Raw genomic sequence first — 26,272 nt, 5'->3', positions numbered from 1 at the left:
ATATCAACTGCATCTGCTAACAGCTACAGCTTTTATCCGAGTCTTCGTCAACTGGCGTTGGATAGTCATTATCGAAACATGCTAAACACATTCCGCGATTGTGCTCTCCATCATTGCCGCCTACTGATTCTACGAATCCTTCATCGCTTAGGAATGCTAAAGAATCTGCATTAATTTCTTTGCGAATTTCTTCTACCGTTCGGAATGATGCGATAAGTTCCTTACGATCAGGTGTATCGATACCGTAATAACAAGGATTTTTGAACGGTGGTGACGTAATTTGAACGTGAACCTCTAGTGCTCCTGCTTCGCGTAGCAAGTTGACGATCCGGCGAGAAGTCGTACCACGAACGATTGAATCATCGATCATTACGACACGTTTGCCTTCAACTACTTTGCGAACAGCAGACAACTTCATCTTTACACCTTTCTCACGAAGCTCTTGAGAAGGTTGAATGAATGTACGTCCTGTATATTTATTTTTGATGAGCCCAAGCTCATAAGGTATTCCTGTTTGTTCTGCGTAACCGATTGCTGCAGAAATACTTGAGTCTGGAACGCCAATAACGATATCCGCATCAACAAACGATTCAATAGCGAGCTGCTGTCCCATACGTTTGCGAGCAGAATGAATATTGATGCCATGAATGTCGCTGTCTGGGCGAGCAAAATAAATGTATTCCATCGCACAAGTTGCACGACGTTCCACCTCTGCATATCGATCTTTACGCATTCCATTAGCGTCCAAAATAAGCAACTCACCGGGTTGAACATCACGCATATACTCTGCACCAATTGTTTCGAAAGCACATGTCTCAGAGGAAAACACGTAACCATCTCCGATACGTCCCATCGCAAGCGGACGCAGTCCATTCGGATCGGACGCAACAATCAGCTTGTCATTGGTCATAATGAGAAATGCGAATCCTCCGACAATTCTTTGAAGAGCTTCTTTAGCTGCTGTCTCGAAATCTTTTGGCGAACGAGCAATCAGATGGGCAATAACTTCTGTATCACTGGACGTTTGGAAAATAGATCCTGCCATCTCCAGCTCCTTGCGAATTTCCGGTGCGTTAACGATATTGCCGTTTGTTGCAACTGCAAGATCGCCGTCACGGTAGCGGAAGATAAGCGGCTGAGCGTTTGCCAGCTTGCTTTCTCCCGCCGTTGAGTAGCGAACATGTCCGATGGAACGGTCGCCAGACAACATATCCAGCTTTTCCTTATCGAACACTTCCTTCACTAGTCCCATGCCGCGATAATAGTTGAATTTATTGTTGTCTGCTGTGTCTACCGTACAAATTCCCGCACTTTCCTCACCGCGATGCTGAAGCGCATGTAAGCCATAATACGATAGATCAGAAGCGTGTGGATGCCCAAATACACCGAACACACCACATTCTTCACGCAGCTTATCGAAAATATCGTCACGACCGATGCCCTCATTGTAGTGGTTTCCAGTCCATAGCCGAGGTTTCTCGATTATTTCATTAGACACGGAATCGCATCCTTCCAAACCTTCTCCAGTTGTTTAACAGGTGCGCTGATACCAGCCTTACCGTTTACTTTAATCGTTACATGACTACCTGTTACTGTACCTATAGTTGCATGAACGACTCCTTGATCTGTTAACCAAGTGGTCAAAGCTTCTACTTGATCTGGCTTAGCTGATAACAAAATACGAGATTGTGATTCACTGAACAACAAGTGATCTGGACGCAGATCGCTAGACAAGCTCACTTCAGCACCGATTCCACCGCTAATACAGGATTCAGCAATTGCTGCTGCGATACCGCCTTCAGACAAATCATGGGCAGATGCTACAAGTCCTTGTTGAATAGCACCAAGAACCGCTTTTTGCACCCGTTTCTCAACTGCAAGATCAACAACTGGCGGACGACCTGAAGGTGCGCCGTTTAATACATATTGCAATTCACTTCCGCCAAACTCTGCTTTTGTTTCTCCAAGAAGTATGATTACATCGCCTTCGGATTTAAACTTTTGCGTCATAATGTGATCGATATCATGAACAAGACCTACCATACCGATAACTGGAGTCGGGTAGATAGCACCTTTAGCATTTTCATTGTACAAGCTAACATTGCCGCCGATAACTGGTGTATCCAAGATGACACAAGCTTCAGACATGCCGTCAGCAGATTTCTCCAATTGCCAGAATACTTCTGGCTTCTCAGGGTTACCAAAGTTAAGGTTGTCTGTAACAGCAAGTGGTTCTGCACCAGAACAAACGATATTACGTGCTGCTTCTGCTACCGCAATACGACCGCCCATTTCTGGATCTAGGTACACATAACGGCCGTTGCAATCTGTAGTCATTGCAAGTGCTTTACGCGTTCCATCAACTAATACAACTGCTGCATCAGAACCTGGTTGAACTGCTGTTGCTGTACGAACCATGTAGTCATATTGATTGTAGATCCACTCTTTACTTGCAACTGTTGGTGATCCTAGCACCTTCTCAAGTGTGCCTGTCAAATCAGTCAATTCAGCGAACGCAGATGCATCAACGGATGCATTATCACGGTAGTATGCTGGTTCTGCTGAAGGTTTATTGTAAACCGGGCACTCATCAACAAGTGCAGTAACCGGCATATTCGCTACTTCTTCTCCTTGGTGGAACAAGCGAAGACGACCATCATCTGTCACTTTACCAACCTTGGCACAAATAATGCCCCAACGATCGAAGATTTCCATTGCTTGTGCTTCATGCTGCGGCTCAACTACAAAGAGCATACGCTCTTGTGATTCCGAAAGCATCATTTCGTAAGGTGTCATGCCAGTCTCACGTTGTGGCACTTCATCAAGGTATAGCTCAAGTCCGTTGCCTGCTTTTGACGCCATCTCAGCGCTAGAGCAAGTAAGACCTGCCGCTCCCATATCTTGAATACCAAGAACAATACCAGAGTTGATAAGTTCAAGTGTTGCTTCCATAACCAGCTTTTCCATAAACGGATCGCCTACTTGAACAGCCGTACGCTTTTCTTCAGACTCATCTGACAATTCAACTGATGCGAATGTCGCACCATGGATACCATCACGACCAGTTGCTGGGCCCACATAGAATACTGGGTTACCTACACCTTTAGCGACACCGCGCTGAATTTTATCATGATCAATCAAACCAACAGCCATTGCATTGACGAGTGGATTGCCTTCATAGCTCTCGTCGAACATCACTTCTCCACCAACCGTTGGAACTCCGATGCAATTGCCGTATCCAGCAATACCGCTTACGACATTTTCGAATAAGTATTTCACACGATCATTATTAAGGTTACCGAAGCGCAAGCTGTTCAGAACAGCAATCGGACGAGCACCCATAGAGAAGATATCACGGAGAATACCGCCGACACCTGTTGCTGCGCCTTGGAAAGGTTCAACTGCAGACGGATGGTTATGTGATTCAATTTTGAATACAACGGCCTGGTTGTCACCGATATCTACGATACCTGCGCCTTCACCCGGACCCATTAGAACGCGTGGGCCTGTAATTGGGAACTTCTTTAGAATTGGCTTGGAGTTTTTGTATGAACAATGCTCCGACCACATGACGCTGAAAACACCAATCTCTGTATAGTTGGGTTTACGTCCTAGAAAACCGCAAACCAATTCATATTCATGGTCAGTTACACCAAATTGTGTGTAGATGCGTTGATCAGCGATTTGATCCGCTGTCGGTTCTTTAGCCGTTAATTGCTGCGCCATGTTGTTCCCTCCATGCATTCAAAATCGATGTAAACATCCGTTTGCCGTCCTCAGAACCTAGCAATTGATCAACTGCGCGTTCAGGGTGCGGCATCATGCCAACTACGTTGCCAGCTTTGTTGCTTACTCCTGCAATATTGTCTACGGAACCGTTAGGATTCGTATCTCCTGCATAGCGGAATACGATCTGATTGTTTTCTTGAAGCTCTGCCAAAGTGGCATCGTCGCAATAATAGTTTCCTTCGCCATGGGCGATAGGAATATGGATAATCTCGCCTTGCGAGTATTGGTTTGTAAATGATGTATTCGCGTTAACGACTTCGAGAGGCGTACTATGACAACGGAACTTAAGGCCACTGTTACGGATAAGTGCACCCGGCAACAATCCCGCTTCCGTCAAAATTTGAAATCCGTTACAAATACCAAGAATGAACTTTCCTTGCTCAGCTGCCTTTTTCACTTCGTTCATGACATTAGCAAATTGCGCAATTGCCCCGCAACGCAAGTAGTCACCATAAGAGAAGCCACCCGGTACTAGAATACCGTCATAAGCAGACAAATCCGTAGCCGTATGCCATACATAATCGACCTTTTGGCCGATTGTTAATTCTACCGCTTTATAGCAATCGATATCACAGTTGGAACCCGGAAATACGATAACTGCAAACTTCATCGCTTATCCCTCCAGCTCAAAACGGTAATCTTCTACGACAGTGTTAGCAAGCAGTTTCTCGCACATTTCTTTCAAACGAGTCTCCGCCTCCGCGCGGTCATTCGTATCAAGCACAACCTCAAGATATTTTCCGATACGTACTTTGCCGACTTCTGCAAAACCCATTGAATGTAGCGCGCCTTGTACTGCAGTTCCTTGTGGATCCAAAACGTTTTCCTTAATCGTGACGTAGACAGTTGCCTTCATAATTGCCTCCTGATAATGGTCGTTTTTTGGTAGAACACTAGTATAAAAAGGTAGCTTTTATCGTTCTTAGCAAGCGGTAATAAGGATAAAATAAGTTCTCTAGTAATCGTTCTTTGCTAGGCTAGCTTAGCTCGACGCCAGTTAAGCGGCGATAAATATCACGGTAACGGGCAGTCGTTGCTTCGACTACTGACTCTGGCAACGAATCTGGCTTACTGTTCTGATCCCAGTTCGATCCAAGTAAATACGTTCTAACGGGCTCTTTGTCCATACTATCAATCTCTACATCAAAAGCGTAGTTTCCTTCAGCCCAGAAGCGCGAAGAGTCTGGTGTAAATATTTCGTCTATCAATATAACTTGGCCGTCGATAAGCCCAAACTCAAATTTGCAATCTGCTAGGATGATGCCCCGCTCCTTGCAATATTGATGTGCGAAGCGATACAACTCGATGCTTCTATCTCTTAGTTCTACCGCTAGTTCAGCACCAACGATTTCCTGCATTTTCTCGAATGGAATATCTTCATCGTGACCAACATCATTTTTGGCCGCTGGCGTGAAGATCGGGTCGATGAAACGTTCATTTTTTCGAAGTCCTTCTGGTAGTTCAATTCCGTTGATCGCAGACGATTTCTGGTACTGTCTCCAGCCGCCACCTGTAATATAACCACGGACAACACATTCAATATCGATTCGCTCCGCCTTGCGCGTTACCATAATGCGGTTTTTCAGAAGCTCCGGTTCTGAAATAATGTCGCCAAGCCTCTCAACATCGGTATGCACGACATGATTGTTCTGAAGTTCCTCAGTAATGCCAAACCAGAAAGCAGACAGTTGATTAAGCACATTACCTTTATCTGGTACTGCCGGGTCAAGCACGTAATCAAACGCCGAAATGCGATCCGTTACAACGATCAGGAAATGTTCCCCCAAATCGTACAACTCACGCACCTTGCCTTTGTAGACAAGGGGCGCTTTCACATATTGAACTGCCGTAGACAAAGCTTGCGATGCTACTCCCATGAACGCCAACTCCTCCTTAATTCAAGCCCAAACGTGTAAAGATCGTATCCACATGTTTCAAATGCCAAGCTGGGTTAAAGCAATCTTCTATCTCCTCGGCACTAAGCACCGCTGTAATTTCTTCTGTTGCTTCAACGATGGAGCGGAATTGACGTTGCTCCTCCCACGCTTGCATCGCACGCGGTTGAACGGTATCGTAAGCTTCCTCACGGCTTAAACCTTTATCGATCAGCTTTGTCAAAACACGACCTGAGAACGGAACACCATATGTCGCACCCATATTACGCTTCATATTTTCCGGGAATACAGTCAAATTGTTAATGATGTTGCCAAGACGGTTAAGCATATAGTTCAAAAGCATTGTTGAATCCGGCAAAATAACACGTTCTGCAGAAGAATGGCTAATATCACGTTCATGCCACAACGTCACGTTTTCGTAAGCAGTAATCATATGTCCGCGAATAACACGGGAAAGACCAGAAATGTTTTCGCTGCCAATTGGATTGCGTTTGTGCGGCATTGCCGATGAACCCTTCTGACCTTTAGCGAATCCTTCTTCAACTTCGCGAACTTCACTCTTCTGGAGGGCGCGAATTTCTGTAGCGAACTTATCAAGTGATGTTGCAATTAGAGCGATTGAAGCAACATATTCCGCATGGCGGTCACGCTGCAACGTTTGTGTCGAGATTGGAGCAGCCGTAATGCCTAACTTGTTACAAACGAACTCTTCTACAAAAGGATCGATGTTAGCGTATGTGCCAACTGCGCCTGACATTTTGCCGAACTGAACACCATTTGCTGCATGTTTGAAACGCTCCAAGTTACGTTTCATTTCTTCATACCAAAGTGCCATTTTCAAACCGAAAGTCGTAGGCTCTGCATGAACACCATGTGTACGACCCATCATAGGCGTATCTTTATATTGAATTGCCTTAGCACGAACAATCTCGATAAAACGTTCGATATCCTTCAGCAAAATCTCATTCGCTTGGCGAAGCAAGTAGCCCATTGCTGTATCTACAACGTCTGTTGATGTGAGACCGTAATGTACCCACTTGCGCTCAGGCCCTACTGTTTCGGATACTGCACGAGTAAATGCAATTACGTCATGGCGAGTTTCAAGCTCTATTTCATAGATACGATCCATATTAAAAGTTGCCGATTTACGAAGTGCAGCAACATCTTCTTGAGGAATAACACCAAGCTCTACCCATGCTTCACATGCACAAAGTTCAACTTCCAACCATGCTTTAAATTTGTTTTCCTCTGTCCAAATAGCTCTCATTTCCGGTCTGCTGTAACGTTCCAACATAAAGCATTCACACCTTCCAAATCTTAGTTTCTTCTATCCATTCAAGCGCCGCTTCAATCGTAGGACCAAGTACATTAATATGTCCCATCTTCCTCTTGAACACTGCGTCTTTTTTTCCATATAAATGAACTTTAGGTGCTACGAGCAATCGTTCAGCAACTTCATCTTTTGCTACAAGCTGTTCTAATAATGGCTCCATATGCTGACCTAATACGTTCACCATAACAACTGGGCTAGTCAATGACGTATCGCCTAGCGGTAATCCACAAATTGCACGGACATGCTGTTCGAATTGCGATGTACGGCAAGCTTCCATCGTATAATGCCCGCTATTATGCGGCCTTGGCGCAAGCTCGTTCACGTACAATTCTCCGTTTGCTGTAACGAACATCTCTACTGCTATAAGTCCTACAGCACCTAACCCTTCGGCTATTCTAATTGCAAGACGTTCAGCTTCTCGCTGAATGTCTTCATGAATACGAGCCGGTACGATTGATAGATGCAAAATATTTTCAATATGAATATTTTCCGCAGGAGGGAACGCTTTTATTTCCCCTTTTGAACTTCTCGCCGCAATTACCGAAATTTCTTTGGCGAAATCAATAAACTGCTCTAGTACTAACTCCGTACCCGCAAGAGATAACGTTTTATAGGCTTCCGTTATTTCTGCTTCACTCCGGATTACCCATTGGCCCTTGCCGTCATACCCGCCAGTCGCAGTCTTCAGCACACATGGCATTCCGAAACGACTAACTGCTTCGCGAAGTTCCTCTTCACTACGAATTTCATTATAAGGTGCTACTCTTACGCCTGTAGCTTCAATCGCACGTTTCTCACGCAGACGATGCTGCGTCGTATATAACAAATGACTGCCTTGCGGAACGTAACTTTCCGCCATTAACATCGCGGCTACTTCTGCATCCACATTTTCAAATTCGTAGGTGATAACATCTGAACGTTCTGCTAATTTTCGTGCAGCAACATGATCATCATAGGCTGATACAATTTGCTCAGCAACTTGCCCCATCGGTGCATCTTCTGTTGGTTCGAGTGTGATGAACTTATAGCCCATTTCACTGCCAGCATTCGCCAACATTCGACCTAATTGACCGCCACCTAGGATGCCGATTGTTCCCCCTGGTAAAATCGTTTTCACCTCGGGTATCTGCTCGAAAACAAACCTTGAATCATCCATTTGCTTTAGCGGCCCATCCGTCCTACTCGTCATAAAGTTTCACTGCTTTCAAGCACTTCTTGTTTAATACGCTCGCGCCTTGCTTCTACTCTTGCTTGGATGTCAGGTTCAAATGCACCAATCATCTGAGCTGCAAGCAAGCCAGCATTCGTTCCTCCCGCATTGCCAATTGCAACAGTCGCAACTGGGATACCTCCAGGCATTTGAACGATAGATAGCAATGAATCAAGTCCGTTTAAATTTGAAGACTTTACTGGAACGCCAATAACCGGCAAAATCGTTTTTGAAGCGACCATGCCGGGCAAATGAGCAGCTCCTCCAGCTCCAGCAATGATCACCTTTAAGCCGCGCTGAACCGCAGTTTCCGCATATTCAAACATGAGATCCGGTGTCCGATGAGCTGACACAACCTTTTTTTCATAAGGAATATCTAACTCTTCAAGTACGTCGCAAGCAAGTTTCATTGTTTCCCAATCCGACTTACTTCCCATGATGACGCCCACCTTAGCAGACATTTGTTCAAACCCACTTTCTATAATTTGAATGTAATAGCAACTATGAAAACAGAAAAGGCCCCACAGCAATCATAACGCGATATGCCATCGGACCCGTGCGGCTACCTCTACTGAACAATCAGTAGAAGCAACACATTAATGAAATCGACTCTATATGTACACGAGCGCACGGCAGACAACTCAAGGTTGCTCCTTTTGAGAGCAACCTATATATGTCTTGCAAGTCATTCGTGAAGCATATAGATCCCATACATTAGACTAATTTTCCCACCTGTTAGAGGTAAACTAGCTCTTGCATCAGCACATCGATTCATCAAGCTCGTAGTCCAGAAATTAAGGTTTCCGGGTAGAGACATTCGGGCCTTTCCCAAATATATACGAGATTGCAATTATGGGCGGCATGCTCCGCCTCAAATCTATTCTAGTTTATCGAATTGGCTCAGTACTGTCAACAAAATACGAACATTAAAAGACAATCAAATGTGAAAGTTCGTTTTTTAGTCTCAAATGACCCCAATTGTAAGCCCTCAACTGCTAATAATGCCAATAGAATTCCCAATAAACGAGTTTTCTATGTTTATGACTACTAGAAGCACAAACTGAATACATTGGGATAAAGGGTTACTACGGGTCGTACATGCTATGTAAGTTTTACTTTTGTTCACGTTACTTAACGTTCACTACCATAAAACTTTAAGTTTATGCTTCCGATGTAAGTTTTACTTTTGTTCACGTTACTTAACGTTCACTACCATAAAACTTTGGAGGAGGGTTCCAATCGTGCACATTCACACAGTCAAGAGGGGAGATACGCTGTGGGAGTTGTCCCAGAAATACAATGTTCCAATCGAGCATATTTTCGTAGCAAACGGCTTCACGAATCAGAGTCCACTTGTCATTGGTCAGGCTGTCATAATTCCAACTCCATCAGGTGGCCACATTCATAAAGTATTGGTGGGCGAGTCACTCTGGAAAATTGGACAACACTACGGCGTTTCTTTACAGGAAATCGTTAAAGTAAACAAAATACATAATCCTGCAGTCATCATCCCAGGTCAACTGTTATCTATTCCAATTGCGGCTAAGCCTATCATTGAAGTTAATACATATACAGAGAAGTTCGGAGAATATGGCGTTCGCCTCATTAATGATATCGGAGATTACTTAACGCACCTCAGTCCCTTCAGCTATCGCATTCAACCTAATGGTTCGTTAAGTCCCATCGATGATGCCGCTATTATTCAAGCGGGGTATGAGAAACGAGCTACTCCTATGATGGTTATTTCGAACTACGAAGGTGGAAACTTCAGTCCAGAAATTGCACATGCAGTTGTTGCTGATCCTGCTGTTCAATTGATCGTAATCGGTAACATTCTCACTATAATGAGGCAACAAAGATATGTAGTTCTCCACGTTGATTTTGAGTATGTACCTCCAGCGGACAAAGAGCTTTTTAATACATTTCTTCAAAGACTAGTTGATACACTTCACCCTTTTGGTTATCTAGTCTCAACCGCACTTGCACCTAAATTAACGGCCGAACAAGCAGGAACACTTTACGAAGCTCATGATTATGAAATCCAAGGAAATATAGTAGACTTCGTCATTCTAATGACGTATGAATGGGGCTGGTCAGGTGGACCACCACGAGCGGTCGCTCCGCTTAACGAAGTTGTAAAAGTATTAAATTATGCGCTTACCGTCATTCCCCCAGAAAAAATCATTATGGGCATGCCGCTGTACGGTTATGACTGGACGCTGCCTTACGTTCAAGGTGGGAAGTGGGCTCCTTCGGTCAGTTCCTTTGAAGCAGTCAATCGAGCAGCGAAGTATGGATCAACAATATTTTACGATGAGCCATCACAATCTCCTTATTATCATTATTACGATAAAGAAGGCAAACAACATGTCGTATGGTTTGAGGATGCACGAAGTGTGCAGGCCAAATATGATATCGTAAAAACGTTCAAATTACGTGGGGTCAGCTTCTGGGTACTTGGTGTTCCTTTTCCGCAAAATTGGTTTGTGCTGGGGGAAAACTTTACGATCAAGAAGTTGGTATAGAGGGGGAGTATCAACATACATCAAAAAAGGCAGCCACATCGATTGGCTGCCTCTTAAGGTTTACTCCTATTCTTTAAAAAGATGCGTCAATTACTGACGTGTAACTTTATAACCCTCTTGGTGAAGCAGCTCCACTAGTCCGTGATCACCAACCATATGAAGAGCTCCTACAACAACGAAATAAGTTGACGGCTTTTCATTTTTCAAATATCCATCAATTTTGTCCACCATAAGTATGTTACGATCTTTCAACATAGCATTATAGTATTCCTCATTTAGCGCAGTTACGTCTACCCTACTCTTTAATTCACTTTCGCTACCTTCTGCCCACATTTTTGCTAATACTTCAGTACTTTTGTCCTCTGAATAGAAGCCTTGGACTGTGCCCAGCAGCATACCTTCTTGAATTCCAGCAGAGAAGCCATCTTGCATCGTTAGTTGTGACTCGTAGGACTCAAGTTCAAGAACTGGTGTTTTATCTTTAATAGCTTGATTAATAAAATGTCTGTCGATTCCAAGCTCTGATTTAAATGGGCTAGTTTCATCATTCCATGAAGATATAATCGAAGCCGCTAACCACGGTTTGAACTTATCTAACGTATTTGTTGGCACTTTAAGATCTGTTAAGAATTGAACCAACGTCTCGTAAGTCTCCGCAGAAATGTGGTCCTTCAGTGTTGTTCCGTCCTGATATGTACCTAATTTAGTAATGTATTCTGATAATCCAGCTTTTTCAGCAACTACATTAACTTCTACTGACAAATAGTCTGACTTCTCGTATGCTTCTTGAATTTCCTTACGTAAAGGATACATCGCCTCACTAGCTACATGAATCGAACCTAGCATATATACGACGTTACCATTCTTCTCTACTTTCCATAGAAAACCTTTGCTATCTTCTATTGTATCGATTGCAATGATTCTTTTATCAAAGTTCCATTCAAGCTCATACCCTACTGCTTCTACAATAAAACGAAGAGGGACATAAGTCACTTTGTTAATAATTTTTGGAGCCACAACTAATTGCTTTGGTTGACTATTTACAAAAGCCGTTTTGTGATTAATTTCCAACGTAATAACTGCATTTTTACTATAAGTAGTAACTACTCTACTTTTTTCATCCCAAGTAATTTCCAAATGGAGATTTTTCGAAACCGATCGAACAGGAACTAGCAACGTTCCTTTTTCTACAATGGGAAGCTGCTTCCCGAATTTCAGTTGTTCTCCGTCAACTAATATGGAATACGGAGTAGATGCTGCTTGCGAGCTTGTTGCGAAAGTTAGCAACATAATGAGTGCAATAAATAATGATGCCATTTTTTTCATGTGAACGGTAAACCTCCTTCTAATCTAACTAAATCACTAAACAGATTGTAACGGTCTCTATGACATATACAACTTATTTATTCTATCAATCATTACAAGAAGAAACTAGATCATTATTGGGTTTTTGTGAATTTTTATCCATCAATTCCTATTTTATTACGAAAGATTGAACCTTTTCCGAGAAATTTGGACCCCATCACAAATGGATATACAGAAAGGCAATCTCTTAAGTAAATAACTCTACTAAAAGAGATTGCCCTCTTTCGATAACTTTTTTTGCAATTATATACAACTGTTTCTCTTGCTTCCTATTATGTTCCTAACCAAATCGTCTTGTTCGCAATAGGAGTACGCTCAGGCGTTGTAGCATTCATATCTGGGTATCCCAAATAAATAAAACCAACGATCTCTTCATCTTCTCTGAGCTCAAACGTATTTTTCATTCGTTGATCGTACATTGGTGCTCCAGAACGCCAGATAGCTCCGAGCCCATAAGCATGGGCTGCAAGCAACAAATTTTGAACTGCAGCTTGTGCTGCTGCAAGCTCTTCCGCGTGTACCGCTCTTGGATCATCCGCAGGAGAACAAATCGCTGTAATGACAACAGGCGCACGATTTGCCTTTCCCCGTTCCTTCTTTAATCGATCCTCAAGTTCATTGCCTTCTAGTTCAGGCAATGCAGCAGCAGCTACGCGAGCATAACCTTCTCCCAGTTTCCCTCTACCCTCACCCGTCATAACGACAAAGCGCCAAGGCTGTGTATTATGGTGGCTCGGTGCCCAAGAAGCCGATTCTAAAAGTGCTTCAATGACTTCACGCTCAACTGGATCTCGCTTAACTCGACCTATCGTTCTACGTTCTCTAATCGCTTCCAAGAGACTAACATCGTTTGCCCGCTGCTCTATTTTAACTGCATCAGATACAATCTTCATGTTCAACACCTCACATTTTTTCGAATAAATACTGATATTCACCGTAACCTTCTTCTTCAAGCTTGTCCTTAGAAACAAACCTTAATGAGGCAGAGTTAATGCAGTAACGAAGTCCAGTCGGCTGAGGTCCATCATCAAATACATGTCCAAGGTGAGAGTCTCCTTCTTGGCTTCTCACTTCTACACGTACCATAAAATGGCTCGTGTCCGTATGTTCTACAATGGATGATTTCTGAAGAGGCTTCGTAAAGCTTGGCCATCCGCAGCCCGCATCGTATTTGTCCAATGAGCTGAAAAGTGGTTCGCCTGATACGATATCGACATAAATGCCATCCTCAGTGTGATCCCAATACTCTCCGGTAAACGGACGTTCTGTACCATTGTTTTGAGTAACCTCATATTGCACTGGAGTCAGTTTTTTCTTCAGTTCTGTACTGTCCTTTTTCACTTTCCAGTGGCTTGAAATAAAAGCGTCCCGCCCTGAACCTTTGCGATACATTTTATAACGGAATGGATTCTTTTTATGATAATCTTGATGATAATCCTCCGCCACATAAAATGGTGCTGCTGGCTCTATTTCCGTTACAATCGGCTTATCAAAACGGCCGCTTTCTTGCAACGCCTGCTTTGATGCTTCAGCCGCTAGACGTTGCTCCTCGGTATAATAATAGATTCCAGACCGGTACGAATTTCCACGATCATGGAATTGACCGCCCGCATCCGTTGGATCGATTTGACGCCAGAAAATATCTAGAAGCTTCTCATATGGGAATATCGCTGGATCATAAGTAATTTGTACAGCTTCTGTGTGACCTGTAGTGTGCGAACAAACTTCTTCGTAAGTAGGATTTACGGTTTGTCCACCTGTATAACCAGATACGATTGAGACAATTCCCGGCATTTCTTCAAATGGAGTTACCATACACCAGAAGCATCCACCTGCAAACATAGCTAACGATTTATTCGATAACGGCTGTTGTTCCATCACAACCACCCCTTCTTAACTTTGATAATGTTTATTGGTCTTGCTCCTATTATACATAACTAATAGCCAGCTTCAAAAATTGAATACGTTACCACCTTATTTTATTTCCAGAAGATGGCGACATCAACAAACCGCTTTGTTACAATAAGATTACAACCGCAACCTTTCGGCCCTATTTTGACGTTAGAATAGGTGGACAAGCTCTTATTTTCATTGGTAATATAGTTTTTCTGCATCGTAATTAGATAGCCGCTTCGCGAATAGGACAACTTTTTTCGTTCGTTCATCCCATACTTGGAACAATACTAACTTGCAATAGAGGTGAATGAATAACGATGAATGATACGAATATCGATCTCGCAACAACTGGTAGACAAACAACGGGCACTCGTAAAAAGAAAGGCTCCACCGCTTTTCTTGTTTTTCTTGGCATTTGGATTATTCTCATAGGTGGCGGAATATTTGGTGCTAAACTTTACACCGATCAGATGCAGAAAGAAATTACTGCTGACATTGAGAAGCAAACGGCTGCACAAGTTGCTGCTTTGCAAAAAGCTTATGAGGAACGCCTCGGTCAACTAGAAACGAGTTATAAGGCAGATATAACTGACCTTAAAGGTAAAGTTGACGCACTCAATGAACTTTTAACCTTCACAAAAGACAATGCGGACAATAAAACAGACAACAGCAATAAGCTGTACACGCAATTAAATGAAGTGAAGAAACAGTTGAACGAATTGAAAAAAAGTTTGGACGTCCTAAAATGAAAATAACGGTGAAAACATTAAATCGTACCGCGTTGCTAGCTGTAGCACCATTTGTCGGAATTATGTTGTGGTTACTTTTCTCTAGTATTGCTGTTGAACTTTCTGAAAAATCGAAACCTGATGTTGTGGATAAAGAGCAATCACTGGCGAAAAATGTGTTTAAAGAAACTTCGGTAGGACTTGATCAAGCTAATGCAATAGCTGTACATACTCAGAAGTCGATAAAAACACAGTTAAACCTTTATTCAAAAACGAATGCAGAGATGAAAGCAATTGCCACAATAGCAACAACTCAAGCGAAGCGTCCACTCGAAATGTATGATAAAAAAATTACAGCCAAATTAGGTAAACCAGCCTCAACGATTTCATCGGATAAGCTGCGGGCACAACTCTTTTATTTGAACAATGACAACTTCAAGAGTTATGCGGTAAAAATTCAGTTGAAGTCAGATGACGCTATGAAAATGGTGCTTGGCGGCTCTGAAGTCGGACATGCCAAAACTACACTCCAAGCCGTTAAAGATCATAATGCAGCTGTCGGTGTAAATGCAGGTGGCTATGCGGATGGTCGCGGTAAAAGATATCCTATGAGCAATACGATTGTAGATGGGAAATATGTGACTGGTTTTGAAGCATCTTATGCGGACTTATTTTTTGTAGGATTAAATGACCAAAACAAGCTCGTTGGCGGCGAGTTTTCTGATAAAAGTCAACTCGATGCCAAAAAACCGAAGTTCGGCGCATCATTTGTACCTGTTCTGCTAAAAGGCGGCGCTGCACAAACGATTCCGCCCAAATGGCAAACGAGTCCAAAACGTGCTCCTCGTACCGTTATCGCAAACTATAAAGATGATCAATTGCTCATCTTAGTAACAGATGGTTACAATGAAGCCGGTAGCTCCGGTGCTACGTTAGAAGAGGTACAATCGTTGCTTAAGCATTACGGTGCACGCGATGGCTACAACCTTGATGGCGGTGGATCTTCCTCTCTCATATTTAATGGAAAAGTCATTAACAAACCTTCCGATGGAGGACTGCGTAAGCTACCAACACACTTCTTATTTTTCAAATAGTCGTGCTAGTGTTTCTCTAAAGAATTGTCCAAAATAAAGGAGTAGATGCCATTTGCGTCTACTCCTTTCCTTTTAGCCCTACCGCTATCTTTAACATTGTCAAATCATGCTCAGCTGTTAACAATAATCGTTCTGCGGTTTGAAGCGTAATTAGCTCAAAAAGAATTTTATCGCCTGGTTTGAGCTGAGCAAACAATGGAATGTCCACTGTAGCTATTTGAGCAACTCTAGGATAGCCTCCTGTCGTCTGACGATCTGCAAGAAGTACGATAGGATTCCCGTCTGGCGGTAGTTGAACCGTTCCTATCGCTACTGCTTCCGATAAAAGTTCAGCCGATCGTTGCAGTGGTCCAAGCGCTCGCTTCCCCTCCAGCCTGTATCCCATCCGATCAGATAATGTCCCAATTCGGAAAATACCGCCGAATAATGACACCTTCGCTTCATCCGATAAACGATTACTATGAGTACCTTCCATTACTCGAATGACAAACACATCTCTATCTGCAAGTGCAAATTGACCTGCATGCCATGTAGATAACCATCTCTTTTCTTGAATAGCCGTAATCAATTTTGCTGACAACGAGCTTGCAGCAATTCCATTTACCATAAGATGATCTCCAGCCTTTAGTGCACGACCTTCGTGTCCACCTAGACCACCTCTTATATATGTGCTTTTACTCCCAAGCACTTTGTTCATATTGAAGCCACCTGCAACTGCAAGATAGACTCTGCTACCAAATCGACTTGCCCCAAATGTGATGATATCACCTCTGTTTAGCAAAACAGGGCGCCAAAGTGGCACGTATCGTCCATTGACTGTAGCCCCCAGATCCCCACCACACAATGAGATTAACAATTCACGTTCAATTCGTATTTCTCCACCAGCTGATGTAAACTCAATAACTGCTTCGTCATCACTATTGCCAACTATGATGTTAGCGACCCTTGCCGCACCTTGGTCCATCACACCCCCTACAACGATGCCATATCCTTGATAACCTGTTCTTCCAAGATCCTGAATGGTAGCTAGTAGCCCGGGCTTTACTATCGTTATTGCCATCTCACTTCACCCCCCGATGAAGCTAAGCTATTAACTAATGAAGCTACGTTTTCATCTACTGTATGCCAGCCCTCGTATTGTTCCTCTGCAATAGGTATAAATCTGATATGATCTCCTGCTTCTAACAAGCTCGGTATTTCAAGCTGAGGCTGAAACAATCTAAGTGGTGTTCTCCCGATTAATTGCCATCCGCCTGGCGTTTCTATCGGATAAACCCCCGTCTGCACTCCAGCAATTCCTACACTTCCAACTGGAATAACTGTTCGAGGTGTTTGCCTTCTTGGCGTTGCTATCCGCTCTGACATTCCACCCAAATAAGGAAAAGCAGGAGCAAAGCCGATCATATACACCAAATAGTTTCCACTACTATGAATCGAAATAACTTCATCCTCATTCAAACCGCAATGTTCAGCAACTACACCCAAGTCCGGTCCGTATTTTCCACCATAACAAACCGGTATTTCAATCGTTCTATGACCTATATGGGAAACGTCAATATCTTTGAAAGCTCTTAGTAGTAGATTAAGTCTCGCACACATCGTTGCATAGATCGTTGCGTGATCAGTTTCTTCAAAACTTCTGCTCCTCCATATTTGTAAAGGATCATAATGTACTGCAACTGATGTATAAGCGGGTACAATATCGCTAATTCCAAGCAAACGTTGACCTTCGATCAACTTCGTTACGGCAATAACAATGTGATGCGTTTCTTCGTTTATTTCATCTCCAAGACGTATGAGAACGCAACGATCTCCTAGTGGCTGCATTTCATAGTTGAGAGTCTGACTATGTAGACTTACTCTCGAATCACCCATCCCTCTCCCTCCTAACTTTTTTCCTAATGCTCGCCTGATTTCAAAATTCGTATTTCCGACTGTAACAATAATTCCCGAAGCTTCATAACATGTCCGAGCGCACCCGGCGTATCACCATGAACACAGACTGTATCTGCCTTAAGCTGCAATATATTTCCGAGACGGGTACGAACTGTTCCAGACTTCACCATACTAACAACTTGAGCAGCAGCTAAATTGGAATTCGTTAATAGAGCACCTTCAACTCCCCGCGGAGTAAGTGTGCCATCATCCTCATAAGAACGATCAGCAAACACTTCATTCATCGTTTTTAGACCTATTCTCTCGCCTGCACGAATAAGTTCACTACCTGATAATCCGTATAACATCATATTTCCGTCTACTTTGTAGACAGCTTCTGCTATAGCTGTTGCTAGCTTCGGCTCGACAGCAGCCATATTATATAACGCACCATGTGGCTTAATATGAGCTACTTTCCCTCCTTCTGATGTTGCAAAAGCCATTACAGCGCCTAATTGATAAACGGTCATTTCATATGCTTCTCGACTGCTTATTTCCATCTTTCTTCTTCCGAAACCAGCCAGATCCGGCAAACCGGGATGTGCACCAATTGCTACATCATACTGGAGTGCGAGCTGCACCGTCCTTCTGATTGTTGCCGCATCACCCGCATGAAAGCCGCAAGCAATATTTGCGGATGTAATATGTTTTATTAGTTCGCTATCCACACCTAGCTGATAAGGACCAAATCCCTCACCCATATCACAATTTAGATCAATACGGTACATCTACTTTTCACTCCCTAATTAAAACAATTTTAAACTAGTGCTCATGCTGATTGCCTACCCTTCATTACACAACTATAAATGTAATAATATGTTATGCTAAAAATAGCATTTCACCAACCATTATGGAGATGAATGGTATGCTCACTTTTTTGAGAATTAACGGATTAAGCGCCTTTTATGCTTTTATCTTATTTATTCAAATCGAACTTATCATAAATGTATATCGTTTAGCGAGAATATTCGATGTGGGCTTGGACTCAATGGTTAGCTATACTGAATCCACCGCATTATTAATCTTTATCTTTTCTACAATAATATTTCTTTACTTAACGAAGCGTCTATTAGGAGATCGAAAAACGAAATATTTTACAGCCATTCTCTGGATTCCTTACGTCAAAAACCGATTTTAAATGCTTAATCGAGTGTGTTTGCACAATAGCCTATGTTTGTTACATATCGAGCTGTTTGCAAATGCGATGCTCACAGTTACTATCAATTATTTCGAACAGTATGCTAACGAACCCAGTAACTCTTATTTGTACTACAGCACGAAATAACACGTGTGCGATTCATTAAAACATAAACGTAATCGTTTTCTTTGAAATAAGAATTATACATTTAGTTTAAACAAAACGTTCCCTGTACCCTGTAACTATCTACAAATAAGAAAGAGCAGCGCCGACTCAGCGCTGCTCTTTCATCTTTATCTATATGTCCGAGAGTTTACTCTCCACCCATAAATACATATCGGCAAATAATGAGAATTGCAAGAATCCACATTAACCAGTGAACTTTGTATTTGCCTTTTCCTCCGAGATTAGCGACAGTTGCAAGCAATACGTACGATACGATACCGAAAGAAATACCATTAGCGATGCTGTAAGTGAAAGGCATTAGCGAAAACGTCAAGAATGCTGGAATCGCATGAACCATATCAGAGAAATCAATATCTTTAACAGATTGCATCATCAAAACACCGACGATGATTAGTGCAGCTGCTGTAGCAGAACCAGGAACAAGCGCTACAAGTGGTGAAAGGAAGATAGCAAGCAAGAAGCAAATACCTGTTGTAATTGCAGTCAAACCTGAACGCCCACCTTGAGCGATACCTGCGGAACTTTCAACATAAGCAGTAACTGTACTTGTTCCCAAAATTGCTCCGCCGCCAACGCCGATTGCGTCAACCATCATCGCTTTACCGATGCGCTTTTTGCCCTCTTCAGGGTTTTTCATAATACCAGCACGGTTAGCTGTACCAACTAATGTACCGAATGTATCAAATAGTTCAACGAATGTAAACGTAAGAATAACTGTAATTAGACCAACTTCGAAAACGCCAGCAAAGTCGAAATGCCATACGTTCATCGTCGCGAAATCAGGAATCCATGTTTTACCTTCAAATGCAGTTTTAGCATCTACATGGCCTGTAAGTAACGCGATTCCGGTTGTTCCAAGTATTCCGAACAATATTGCTCCTGGTACTTTTAATACCATAAGAATTGCGATTAAAGCAATTGCAATGATCGTAAATACGACCGTCTCATTGTGGAAGCTGCCAAGCGTTATGATCGTCTCTGGGCCACTAACTGGAGTAAATGATTTCGTTTTAATATCAGAGAAGCTATCTACGACAATCGTCATAAGACCACTGTTCTTTAGACCAATAATTGCAATAAACAATCCAATACCTACTGTAATAGCATGTTTAAGACTATCTGGAACTGCTGTTATAAGCATCTGACGAATTTGCGTCACTGTAAGAATAATAAAGATAATACCAGATAAAAAAACTGCTGTAAGTCCCATCGCTGGAGAGATTGGTGTATCCGTCGCCGCTGAAGCAAGAATGACAGAAGCAAAATAAGCATTAAGTCCCATGCCTGGTGCTAGTGCAACTGGAAAATTAACGAACAAGCCCATTGCGATGGAAAAAATACCAGCAGCTAATGCAGTTGCAAGAAATACACCTGTCCAGTTTAAACCAGCTGGCTCCAAGATCATCGGATTGACAGCCAAAATGTAAGCCATCGTCATAAAAGTAGTGATCCCCGCCATAACTTCAGTTCTTACATTTGTCCCGAGTTCCTTCAATCGAAAGAATCCATTCATTTTGATAATACCCTCCCAAAATTGTGATGGAACAAACAAAAAAGCCCATAAAGAAAGCGCGTATAACGCATTTCTCCAAGGCTCTGCAAAAAGGGGAACAACGCATCGCAAAACTGCTGCGACAACGCCATTCCACTCTCCTCGTAGCCTGATCATTTACGGTGATCTAGTAGAAACTCTCAAGCCGATTCTTGAGATTATACGAAAAGGTATATGCGATTGTTGTTTACCGTCTCCAATTTTAAAGAGTAAATGAACATTTTGTCAACAATTTTCACGAATATTCGATAAAGTTTTTACAAAATCATTCGTAAAGGTAACGTTTTCACGTGAATTATTAGCTCTATATGTAGCTTTCTATGACAAAAATCAATAATGGAATAAGCGCAAGCGGCACCAAAATAATGATCCATCCCATTGGTCTTCCAAAGTTTATCGACCAACCGACACCAAAACGTTTTTCAACAAATACAGAAGGATCTTGTGGGTTGAAATAAATTTGACCTAACTTCCAATATTGATCTTGGTCACCCATAGGCATTGTCTGTGCCTTCGATACACCTTCTATTTTGATGCGACTACCACCTTGTCCCGTGATTACCGATAAAACAATTGCATATATCACAACAATTCCTGAGGCAACTAATGTTATAAAGGTGACTTCATTGCTTCCCCACTCTAGCAGCATGCCAATCTCAATAAATCCGAACATTACCGCCATTAAAAGCCCAGTAATAATTATATAAACGGACCAATAGCGACGGAATATCGCATTACGCATAAGTGAACCTTCTGGGTCGCTTGCTTCAACAATTTGTTTGCTTCGACTAATACTAAAATTGATAAGAATAAAAACAATCAGCAGAAGGGCTTGGATTAATGCTGGCCATAAAACAGCCATATAACTTCGCTCAACACTTCGGCTTACTTCTCCATCCAAGCCATATTTCATCGGAATTTGTTCAGGGAATTGATCAAAGTTCAACACGCCAATTAATATCGTAGCTAGTATAAGAAGAACATGTGGAATAAACCAGAAGTATGAAACAGTTAACTTTGCATTTCTAAATTTGGTATTGATCATTACCCGCTGTACTGAGCTCGTTAACCATCCTTTCTGTTCCTTAAGATGTTTAACGGAATAATGTTGCTTCAAGTAAATGACAAAGGAAAGCAATAAATAACCTAGCACATGACTCACAAGCATTATACCCCACTGTTGTTCTGAAACTGTTTTATTAGAGAACCACAGCAGGGAAGCAGTAATCACTGCACCGATTCCCCCATTAAGCCACAGATATTGGAAACGTAGCGCTGTAATTTTTGAATCCTTCTGAGCCTCTTCCGGGATCGTTACACCAAAGCTTTCTATCTTCCGTGTCAAAAAGGGCATTACCGTCATTATGAAAGTAATCGGTACCATCAAAACAAACACTAGCAGCAACATCATTCCATTACTCATTCCTATTCGCCTCCATTAATCATGTCTGTGAATACTTCAAAACTAATTTCATTAAACTGCTCTTTCGCCATCCCTCGGCATATTGCTTCTGCAATTAACGGCCGAAGTTGCTCTTTCAGCCTCACTCTAAAATGTTCATCCGCTGCGGGAAATGCATCTAGCTGAATGACTACGCCTTGCTTCCGATTAATTTGTACATATCCTTCTTGCTTGAGCAAATGATAGGCTTTGTTGACCGTATGCAAGTTGATTCCCAGATCACCTGCCAAACTCCGCACGGAGGGTAAAGCTTCGCCTGGTAATAGTTGCTTTCGAGCGATCCCTTCAATGATCCCGTTCACAAGCTGAGTATAAATAGGAGTCTCCGACTGAAGGTCTATTCCTAGAAGCATTGTTATTTCACCACCATTCCTTTTAACTTATTCGGGTATCAATATCACTTAATATCTATCTGTTATATATCAAGTATAACAACTATATTTAACATATGCAATAACCATTCGCTTACTTTAAGAAGATAATTTTTCCATTTTAGAAAAATAACTCATTGCAATACAAATAACCATATGAAGGGCTATACTGATCACAATCAGAATAGCCCCGCATATGGTTATTGTTTAAATCTCTATTTTAAATCAGATTATTTAGCATGTTCATTTTCAAAAAATGCTGGCAAATACGACTTGTTAGCTTCCAACATCTCTTCGAGCAATGCCTTCGCCACTGACACACTTGGTACAAGTGGATGATTAACCATCGCTTGAAGCGCAATTCCTCTATCGCCAGATATCGCTGCTTCAATCGTAAGAGACTCGTATGTTTTTACTGCATGCATCAAACCCTTTACTTGCTCAGGTACATTTTGTAATGGGATAGGGATAGGCCCTTGCGCAGTTACAACACAGTTAACTTCAATGCTTGCATCCTCTGGCAAGAAGTCTATAATACCGCCATTGCGAACGTTCAACGTTTGAATATCGCGTTTATCTGTATAAAGGGAATGCATTAAGTTAACAGCTGCTTCCGAATAATAAGCACCGCCACGTTGTTCAAGTTGCTTAGGTTTCTCGCTCAAGTTTACATCCTTATACAGCTCGAACAACTCAGTCTCGACACGACTAACGACATCTGCGCGTGTACCGTTTTTCTCAAGCGATTCTTTCATATCTTCAAACATCTTGTCCTTCATATAGAAATAACGCAAATAGTACGTTGGAATAGCACCTAATGAACGTAAGAAGTCTGCATCCCAATCAAATGCTGTTACATTCGTTGCCGTATAGTCACGTCCTGCACCGATAAGTTCAGGCAGCTTATCTTCACCATTAACGTAAGCGGCAGTTACCCAATGCAAGTGGTTAATACCTACGAATTCAGGAAGTACTTCACGCTCAGTCACACCGTACTCCTTCGCCAAAAACTTGTAGAAGTTAATAGGAGAATTACACAATCCTACTGTTTTTACTTTGCTATATTTCTGAACTGCTTCAGTCACAATACCTGCTGGATTCGTGAAGTTAAGTAGCCAAGCATCAGGTGCAAGCTCCTCGATATCTTTACAAATATCTAGAATAACAGGTACAGTACGCAGCGCCTTAAACATACCTCCAGGCCCTGTCGTCTCTTGACCAATAACACCGTGTAAGATTGGAATATGCTCATCGCGGCGTCTTGCTTCAAGCAAACCTACTCGCATTTGAGTAGTAATAAAATCTGCTCCTTCAATTGCTTCACGACGGTTAAGCGTTAGCTTCACAACGATAGGTAGACCAGACTTTTCAACCATACGTTTCGCTAGTTCGCCAACAATTGCAAGCTTGTGGCGTCCTTCTTCAATATCGACAAGCCATAGTTCACGGATCGGCATTTCGTCATAACGTTTGATGAAACCTTCTACGATTTCTGGTGTATATGATGATCCACCGCCGATTACAGCGATCTTTAGTGCTTTTTTGTTAGACATATGAGTTAGCCTCCCTTAGAATGTGATCCCTCTCAAAACAGCATCTGTTTCTTCATCAATCGTAAGTCCACTACTGTCCATCGCACTCATGACAGCTCCAATAACAGGGTCAACTGACAGCCTCACTATACTCGCGTTAGTAGCTACTTTTTTCACTTCACTTTGAATGGCATCAACCATATGAGTAGAGCTACCTCGTGACAATACACTACCCGCCAGTACCACATCAAAACGTTCATTTTGCATACCCAACCGTTTAATTAACGCATTAACTGAATTGGCATGCTCGCGACCAGCTTCTTCTAAAATTCGTATAGCGACTTCGTCACCCTGTCCAGCTGCCTCAAATACGAGTTTAGCCAAATCTTTTGGCGGTTGTTTTCCGTTGTCTAAAGCGTCGTCATACATTTCTTTTACTGAAGAGTATCCAAGCTTTTGCGGTACGAGATCCTTTAGAATCGTCGGTTCTTCTCGTCTCTCCCAGCACCGAATTGCAGCTCGGAATGCATGTATAGCGAGATCTGTCCCTGATCCGAGACCATCACCAAACATATAGCCAAAGCCTCCATATTGAAGTTCTTGCCCCTGTGCGTTACGCGCAGCCGCGTTAAATCCAGTTCCACTTATAATAACTGCACCATACGACTGATGTGTGCCAGCTCGCATTCCGATCATCGTGTCGCAGGCAATTGAATATCTTTCATAACCTAATGAAGCTATCATTGGACGTAATATTTCGTAATCAGGTTCTCTATCCGCCCCAGCTAATCCGAAATAAGTATACGTAATCTCTTCCTTCGTTACTCCAGCTGACTTAAGCGCCTCATTGCATGCCGCTTCAATATTTGTACGTGCTACTTGGAACGCAGTCTGATGATTACCATTGCCGCTTAATCCTTGCCCCAGCACATTACCCTTCTCATCTACCAGCAAGGCATGTGTCTTGCTTCCTCCAGCATCAATTCCAAGAAATAATATAACGTCCACACTCCTTAGTTGCTTCGTAACCACTGTATAGTTCTATCTTAATAAAAAAAACATCGTTTCTCTAATGAAAAAGAACGATGTTCTAATACTATCTTACTATTTATTAATCTCGAAGCTCCGATGGTAGCTTACCGATATGTTGCTTAAACAATCGATTGAAATTAGATAGATTACGGAAGCCACAGTCAGATGCAATCTCAATAATTTTGTGATCCGTCGTCTCTATCATTTCTACAGCTCTCGACAGTCGAAGTTGAATTAAATAGTCCATTGGAGATGTGCCAACCACCTGTGTAAAAAGAGTACTGAATCGCGATGGACTTAGATGAGCCTTCTCCGACAATTGTTTAAGCGTCCAAGCATACTCCACTTGTTCCTCCATTACATGAAGAACATTACGAATGGATTCCATTCCTCTTGCATGATGTGATTTACTCTCAGAGTTTCTAGCGAAATAACGATTAACATAAGCCAGAAAGCTAACCAACTTAGCTCTGACAATAGCTTCATAATGGGGCTCCGCACGAACGTACTCATCTCGCATCTCAGCAAAGATAGTACTCAGTCGCGTGAGTTCAGGATGCTCTCGATCTAGTACGTTATCAAACCGCATACCCATTTCGCGAAAAGGAATGAGTAAATCTGTATCATATCGTTGCTCGAGTGCAAGGTACGCAGGGTCGAACATCAATATGCCCATAACAAGATTCTCCGTCTCGACTGCGCGGTGCAGGTCGTTGGAGTTTATTAACACAATGTCACCTTGCTGAAACTCGTACCTACTACCATTAATAAGATAATAACCACTTCCGCTATATATATAATTAATTTCTAAAGTGGAGTGCCAATGAAGTCGCTGAAAAGGTGGGCTAACACCTTCCGTTTGCGACATAATGATGGGAAATCCCTGCGGCAAGTCGATCTCATCCCGAATGATGGGTGGGAACATCTTCATGCTTCAGTCCTCCTATGGATATGGCTGCAATTACTATGAATTATAGCAGAGCATGAGGGCTTAAACATTAAGAAAGTACCCGGGATGTTAAAATCTTTGGGTCGGGAGCGCTTGAAGCGGCAGAGCGCGGGGCAGTGTGGCAGGCACTAACCCGGTTTTTTCGGGCTAGCGCCCTTGGCGCGGTGCCTATAGGAGCTAGTTATTGCTCATTATTCAAAATATTATCTCCTTCAGTCTCATTTCAAGAATAGTGAGACAACAAAAAAGCCGATCATTAAAATCAGCTTTTACTTAAATC

At 42.4% G+C, this 26,272-nt stretch carries 24 protein-coding genes and 2 riboswitches; of the genes, 3 read left to right on the top strand and 21 right to left on the bottom strand.

Annotation, left to right across the window (positions count from 1 at the left end):
- Positions 1-16 precede the first annotated feature (16 nt).
- From purF to purE, 8 genes are all read right to left on the bottom strand, one after another.
- Complete coding sequence (purF, locus tag I6N90_RS14455; RefSeq protein WP_197936304.1) at positions 17-1,498, bottom strand: amidophosphoribosyltransferase; 1,482 nt, start codon at positions 1,496-1,498, stop codon at positions 17-19.
- Positions 1,483-3,726: a phosphoribosylformylglycinamidine synthase subunit PurL gene (gene purL / locus I6N90_RS14450; RefSeq protein WP_197936303.1), complete on the bottom strand. Its 2,244-nt coding sequence runs from the start codon at positions 3,724-3,726 to the stop codon at positions 1,483-1,485. Before purL ends, purF begins: the two co-directional genes overlap by 16 nt.
- Positions 3,704-4,399, bottom strand: a complete 696-nt coding sequence (gene purQ, locus I6N90_RS14445; RefSeq protein ID WP_197936302.1) for a phosphoribosylformylglycinamidine synthase subunit PurQ — start codon at positions 4,397-4,399, stop codon at positions 3,704-3,706. Before purQ ends, purL begins: the two co-directional genes overlap by 23 nt.
- Positions 4,400-4,402: 3 nt before the next feature.
- Complete coding sequence (gene purS / locus I6N90_RS14440; protein WP_197936614.1) at positions 4,403-4,648, bottom strand: phosphoribosylformylglycinamidine synthase subunit PurS; 246 nt, start codon at positions 4,646-4,648, stop codon at positions 4,403-4,405.
- 118 nt (positions 4,649-4,766) lie between these two features.
- The gene (locus tag I6N90_RS14435) at positions 4,767-5,666 is read right to left on the bottom strand and encodes a phosphoribosylaminoimidazolesuccinocarboxamide synthase (RefSeq protein ID WP_197936301.1); all 900 of its coding nucleotides are present in this window, start codon (positions 5,664-5,666) and stop codon (positions 4,767-4,769) included.
- A gap of 16 nt (positions 5,667-5,682) precedes the next feature.
- Positions 5,683-6,978 carry an adenylosuccinate lyase gene (gene purB / locus I6N90_RS14430; protein WP_197936300.1) on the bottom strand — a complete coding sequence of 432 codons (1,296 nt, stop codon included), beginning with the start codon at positions 6,976-6,978 and terminating at the stop codon, positions 5,683-5,685.
- 7 nt (positions 6,979-6,985) lie between these two features.
- Positions 6,986-8,173: a 5-(carboxyamino)imidazole ribonucleotide synthase gene (purK, locus tag I6N90_RS14425; RefSeq protein WP_197936613.1), complete on the bottom strand. Its 1,188-nt coding sequence runs from the start codon at positions 8,171-8,173 to the stop codon at positions 6,986-6,988.
- Positions 8,174-8,202: 29 nt separating this feature from the next.
- Positions 8,203-8,688, bottom strand: coding sequence for a 5-(carboxyamino)imidazole ribonucleotide mutase (gene purE / locus I6N90_RS14420; protein WP_197936299.1), 486 nt, complete (start codon positions 8,686-8,688; stop codon positions 8,203-8,205).
- Between the two features lie 302 nt (positions 8,689-8,990).
- Positions 8,991-9,089, bottom strand: a riboswitch (purine riboswitch).
- A 379-nt stretch (positions 9,090-9,468) separates the two neighbouring features.
- Here purE and I6N90_RS14415 point away from each other — a divergent pair.
- On the top strand, positions 9,469-10,752 hold the full coding sequence (locus tag I6N90_RS14415) for a LysM peptidoglycan-binding domain-containing protein (protein ID WP_197936298.1): 1,284 nt from the start codon (positions 9,469-9,471) through the stop codon (positions 10,750-10,752).
- Positions 10,753-10,842: 90 nt separating this feature from the next.
- Here I6N90_RS14415 and I6N90_RS14410 read toward each other — a convergent pair whose 3' ends face one another.
- From I6N90_RS14410 to I6N90_RS14395, 4 genes are all read right to left on the bottom strand, one after another.
- The gene (locus I6N90_RS14410; RefSeq protein ID WP_197936297.1) at positions 10,843-12,078 is read right to left on the bottom strand and encodes a TraB/GumN family protein; all 1,236 of its coding nucleotides are present in this window, start codon (positions 12,076-12,078) and stop codon (positions 10,843-10,845) included.
- Positions 12,079-12,389: 311 nt separating this feature from the next.
- Positions 12,390-13,010, bottom strand: a complete 621-nt coding sequence (locus tag I6N90_RS14405) for a nitroreductase family protein (protein ID WP_197936296.1) — start codon at positions 13,008-13,010, stop codon at positions 12,390-12,392.
- A gap of 10 nt (positions 13,011-13,020) precedes the next feature.
- Complete coding sequence (msrA, locus tag I6N90_RS14400; RefSeq protein ID WP_197936295.1) at positions 13,021-13,995, bottom strand: peptide-methionine (S)-S-oxide reductase MsrA; 975 nt, start codon at positions 13,993-13,995, stop codon at positions 13,021-13,023.
- Between the two features lie 101 nt (positions 13,996-14,096).
- Positions 14,097-14,282, bottom strand: a complete 186-nt coding sequence (locus I6N90_RS14395; protein WP_197936294.1) for a hypothetical protein — start codon at positions 14,280-14,282, stop codon at positions 14,097-14,099.
- Positions 14,283-14,330: 48 nt separating this feature from the next.
- On the opposite strand from I6N90_RS14395, the gene I6N90_RS14390 reads away from it, so the two are divergent.
- Positions 14,331-14,762 carry a hypothetical protein gene (locus I6N90_RS14390; protein ID WP_197936293.1) on the top strand — a complete coding sequence of 144 codons (432 nt, stop codon included), beginning with the start codon at positions 14,331-14,333 and terminating at the stop codon, positions 14,760-14,762.
- Positions 14,759-15,835, top strand: a complete 1,077-nt coding sequence (locus tag I6N90_RS14385; protein WP_197936292.1) for a phosphodiester glycosidase family protein — start codon at positions 14,759-14,761, stop codon at positions 15,833-15,835. The genes I6N90_RS14390 and I6N90_RS14385 overlap by 4 nt, the downstream gene beginning before the upstream one ends.
- A 58-nt stretch (positions 15,836-15,893) precedes the next feature.
- Here the strand turns inward: I6N90_RS14385 and I6N90_RS14380 are convergent, their stop codons facing one another.
- The 9 genes from I6N90_RS14380 to I6N90_RS14340 form a co-directional block, all read right to left on the bottom strand.
- Positions 15,894-16,895 carry a biotin-dependent carboxyltransferase family protein gene (locus I6N90_RS14380; RefSeq protein WP_197936291.1) on the bottom strand — a complete coding sequence of 334 codons (1,002 nt, stop codon included), beginning with the start codon at positions 16,893-16,895 and terminating at the stop codon, positions 15,894-15,896.
- Positions 16,886-17,710, bottom strand: a complete 825-nt coding sequence (gene pxpB / locus I6N90_RS14375) for a 5-oxoprolinase subunit PxpB (RefSeq protein WP_232242997.1) — start codon at positions 17,708-17,710, stop codon at positions 16,886-16,888. The genes I6N90_RS14380 and pxpB overlap by 10 nt, the downstream gene beginning before the upstream one ends.
- 23 nt (positions 17,711-17,733) lie before the next feature.
- Positions 17,734-18,498, bottom strand: a complete 765-nt coding sequence (locus tag I6N90_RS14370) for a LamB/YcsF family protein (protein ID WP_197936290.1) — start codon at positions 18,496-18,498, stop codon at positions 17,734-17,736.
- A 723-nt stretch (positions 18,499-19,221) separates the two neighbouring features.
- Positions 19,222-20,607: an NCS2 family permease gene (locus tag I6N90_RS14365; RefSeq protein WP_197936289.1), complete on the bottom strand. Its 1,386-nt coding sequence runs from the start codon at positions 20,605-20,607 to the stop codon at positions 19,222-19,224.
- Between the two features lie 124 nt (positions 20,608-20,731).
- Positions 20,732-20,832, bottom strand: a riboswitch (purine riboswitch).
- A gap of 118 nt (positions 20,833-20,950) precedes the next feature.
- The gene (locus tag I6N90_RS14360; RefSeq protein WP_197936288.1) at positions 20,951-22,069 is read right to left on the bottom strand and encodes a DUF1648 domain-containing protein; all 1,119 of its coding nucleotides are present in this window, start codon (positions 22,067-22,069) and stop codon (positions 20,951-20,953) included.
- A gap of 2 nt (positions 22,070-22,071) precedes the next feature.
- Positions 22,072-22,461 (bottom strand): GntR family transcriptional regulator, encoded by a 390-nt coding sequence (locus tag I6N90_RS14355; RefSeq protein WP_197936287.1) that lies wholly within the window; start codon positions 22,459-22,461, stop codon positions 22,072-22,074.
- Between the two features lie 248 nt (positions 22,462-22,709).
- Positions 22,710-24,032 (bottom strand): 6-phospho-beta-glucosidase, encoded by a 1,323-nt coding sequence (locus tag I6N90_RS14350; protein WP_197936286.1) that lies wholly within the window; start codon positions 24,030-24,032, stop codon positions 22,710-22,712.
- 15 nt (positions 24,033-24,047) lie between these two features.
- Complete coding sequence (locus I6N90_RS14345; RefSeq protein WP_197936611.1) at positions 24,048-25,019, bottom strand: N-acetylglucosamine kinase; 972 nt, start codon at positions 25,017-25,019, stop codon at positions 24,048-24,050.
- Between the two features lie 103 nt (positions 25,020-25,122).
- On the bottom strand, positions 25,123-25,974 hold the full coding sequence (locus I6N90_RS14340; RefSeq protein ID WP_197936285.1) for an AraC family transcriptional regulator: 852 nt from the start codon (positions 25,972-25,974) through the stop codon (positions 25,123-25,125).
- Between the last annotated feature and the right edge of the window lie 298 nt (positions 25,975-26,272).

This window comes from Paenibacillus sp. GSMTC-2017, from assembly GCF_016019935.1.
Taxonomy (GTDB): domain Bacteria; phylum Bacillota; class Bacilli; order Paenibacillales; family Paenibacillaceae; genus Pristimantibacillus.
This window is presented reverse-complemented; position numbering and strand designations above follow the sequence as displayed.

Excerpts from the sequence above, each read along its gene's own strand:
- purL (WP_197936303.1), bottom strand. The coding sequence starts at position 3,726 with ATGGCGCAGCAATTAACGGCTAAAGAACCGACAGCGGATCAAATCGCT.
- purQ (WP_197936302.1), bottom strand. The coding sequence starts at position 4,399 with ATGAAGTTTGCAGTTATCGTATTTCCGGGTTCCAACTGTGATATCGAT.
- I6N90_RS14435 (WP_197936301.1), bottom strand. The coding sequence starts at position 5,666 with ATGGGAGTAGCATCGCAAGCTTTGTCTACGGCAGTTCAATATGTGAAA.
- purB (WP_197936300.1), bottom strand. The coding sequence starts at position 6,978 with ATGTTGGAACGTTACAGCAGACCGGAAATGAGAGCTATTTGGACAGAG.
- purK (WP_197936613.1), bottom strand. The coding sequence starts at position 8,173 with ATGGATGATTCAAGGTTTGTTTTCGAGCAGATACCCGAGGTGAAAACG.
- purE (WP_197936299.1), bottom strand. The coding sequence starts at position 8,688 with ATGTCTGCTAAGGTGGGCGTCATCATGGGAAGTAAGTCGGATTGGGAA.
- I6N90_RS14410 (WP_197936297.1), bottom strand. The coding sequence starts at position 12,078 with ATGAAAAAAATGGCATCATTATTTATTGCACTCATTATGTTGCTAACT.
- I6N90_RS14405 (WP_197936296.1), bottom strand. The coding sequence starts at position 13,010 with ATGAAGATTGTATCTGATGCAGTTAAAATAGAGCAGCGGGCAAACGAT.
- msrA (WP_197936295.1), bottom strand. The coding sequence starts at position 13,995 with ATGGAACAACAGCCGTTATCGAATAAATCGTTAGCTATGTTTGCAGGT.
- I6N90_RS14395 (WP_197936294.1), bottom strand. The coding sequence starts at position 14,282 with ATGAACGAACGAAAAAAGTTGTCCTATTCGCGAAGCGGCTATCTAATT.
- I6N90_RS14390 (WP_197936293.1), top strand. The coding sequence starts at position 14,331 with ATGAATGATACGAATATCGATCTCGCAACAACTGGTAGACAAACAACG.
- I6N90_RS14385 (WP_197936292.1), top strand. The coding sequence starts at position 14,759 with ATGAAAATAACGGTGAAAACATTAAATCGTACCGCGTTGCTAGCTGTA.
- I6N90_RS14380 (WP_197936291.1), bottom strand. The coding sequence starts at position 16,895 with ATGGCAATAACGATAGTAAAGCCCGGGCTACTAGCTACCATTCAGGAT.
- pxpB (WP_232242997.1), bottom strand. The coding sequence starts at position 17,710 with ATGGGTGATTCGAGAGTAAGTCTACATAGTCAGACTCTCAACTATGAA.
- I6N90_RS14370 (WP_197936290.1), bottom strand. The coding sequence starts at position 18,498 with ATGTACCGTATTGATCTAAATTGTGATATGGGTGAGGGATTTGGTCCT.
- I6N90_RS14365 (WP_197936289.1), bottom strand. The coding sequence starts at position 20,607 with ATGAATGGATTCTTTCGATTGAAGGAACTCGGGACAAATGTAAGAACT.
- I6N90_RS14360 (WP_197936288.1), bottom strand. The coding sequence starts at position 22,069 with ATGAGTAATGGAATGATGTTGCTGCTAGTGTTTGTTTTGATGGTACCG.
- I6N90_RS14355 (WP_197936287.1), bottom strand. The coding sequence starts at position 22,461 with ATGCTTCTAGGAATAGACCTTCAGTCGGAGACTCCTATTTATACTCAG.
- I6N90_RS14350 (WP_197936286.1), bottom strand. The coding sequence starts at position 24,032 with ATGTCTAACAAAAAAGCACTAAAGATCGCTGTAATCGGCGGTGGATCA.
- I6N90_RS14340 (WP_197936285.1), bottom strand. The coding sequence starts at position 25,974 with ATGAAGATGTTCCCACCCATCATTCGGGATGAGATCGACTTGCCGCAG.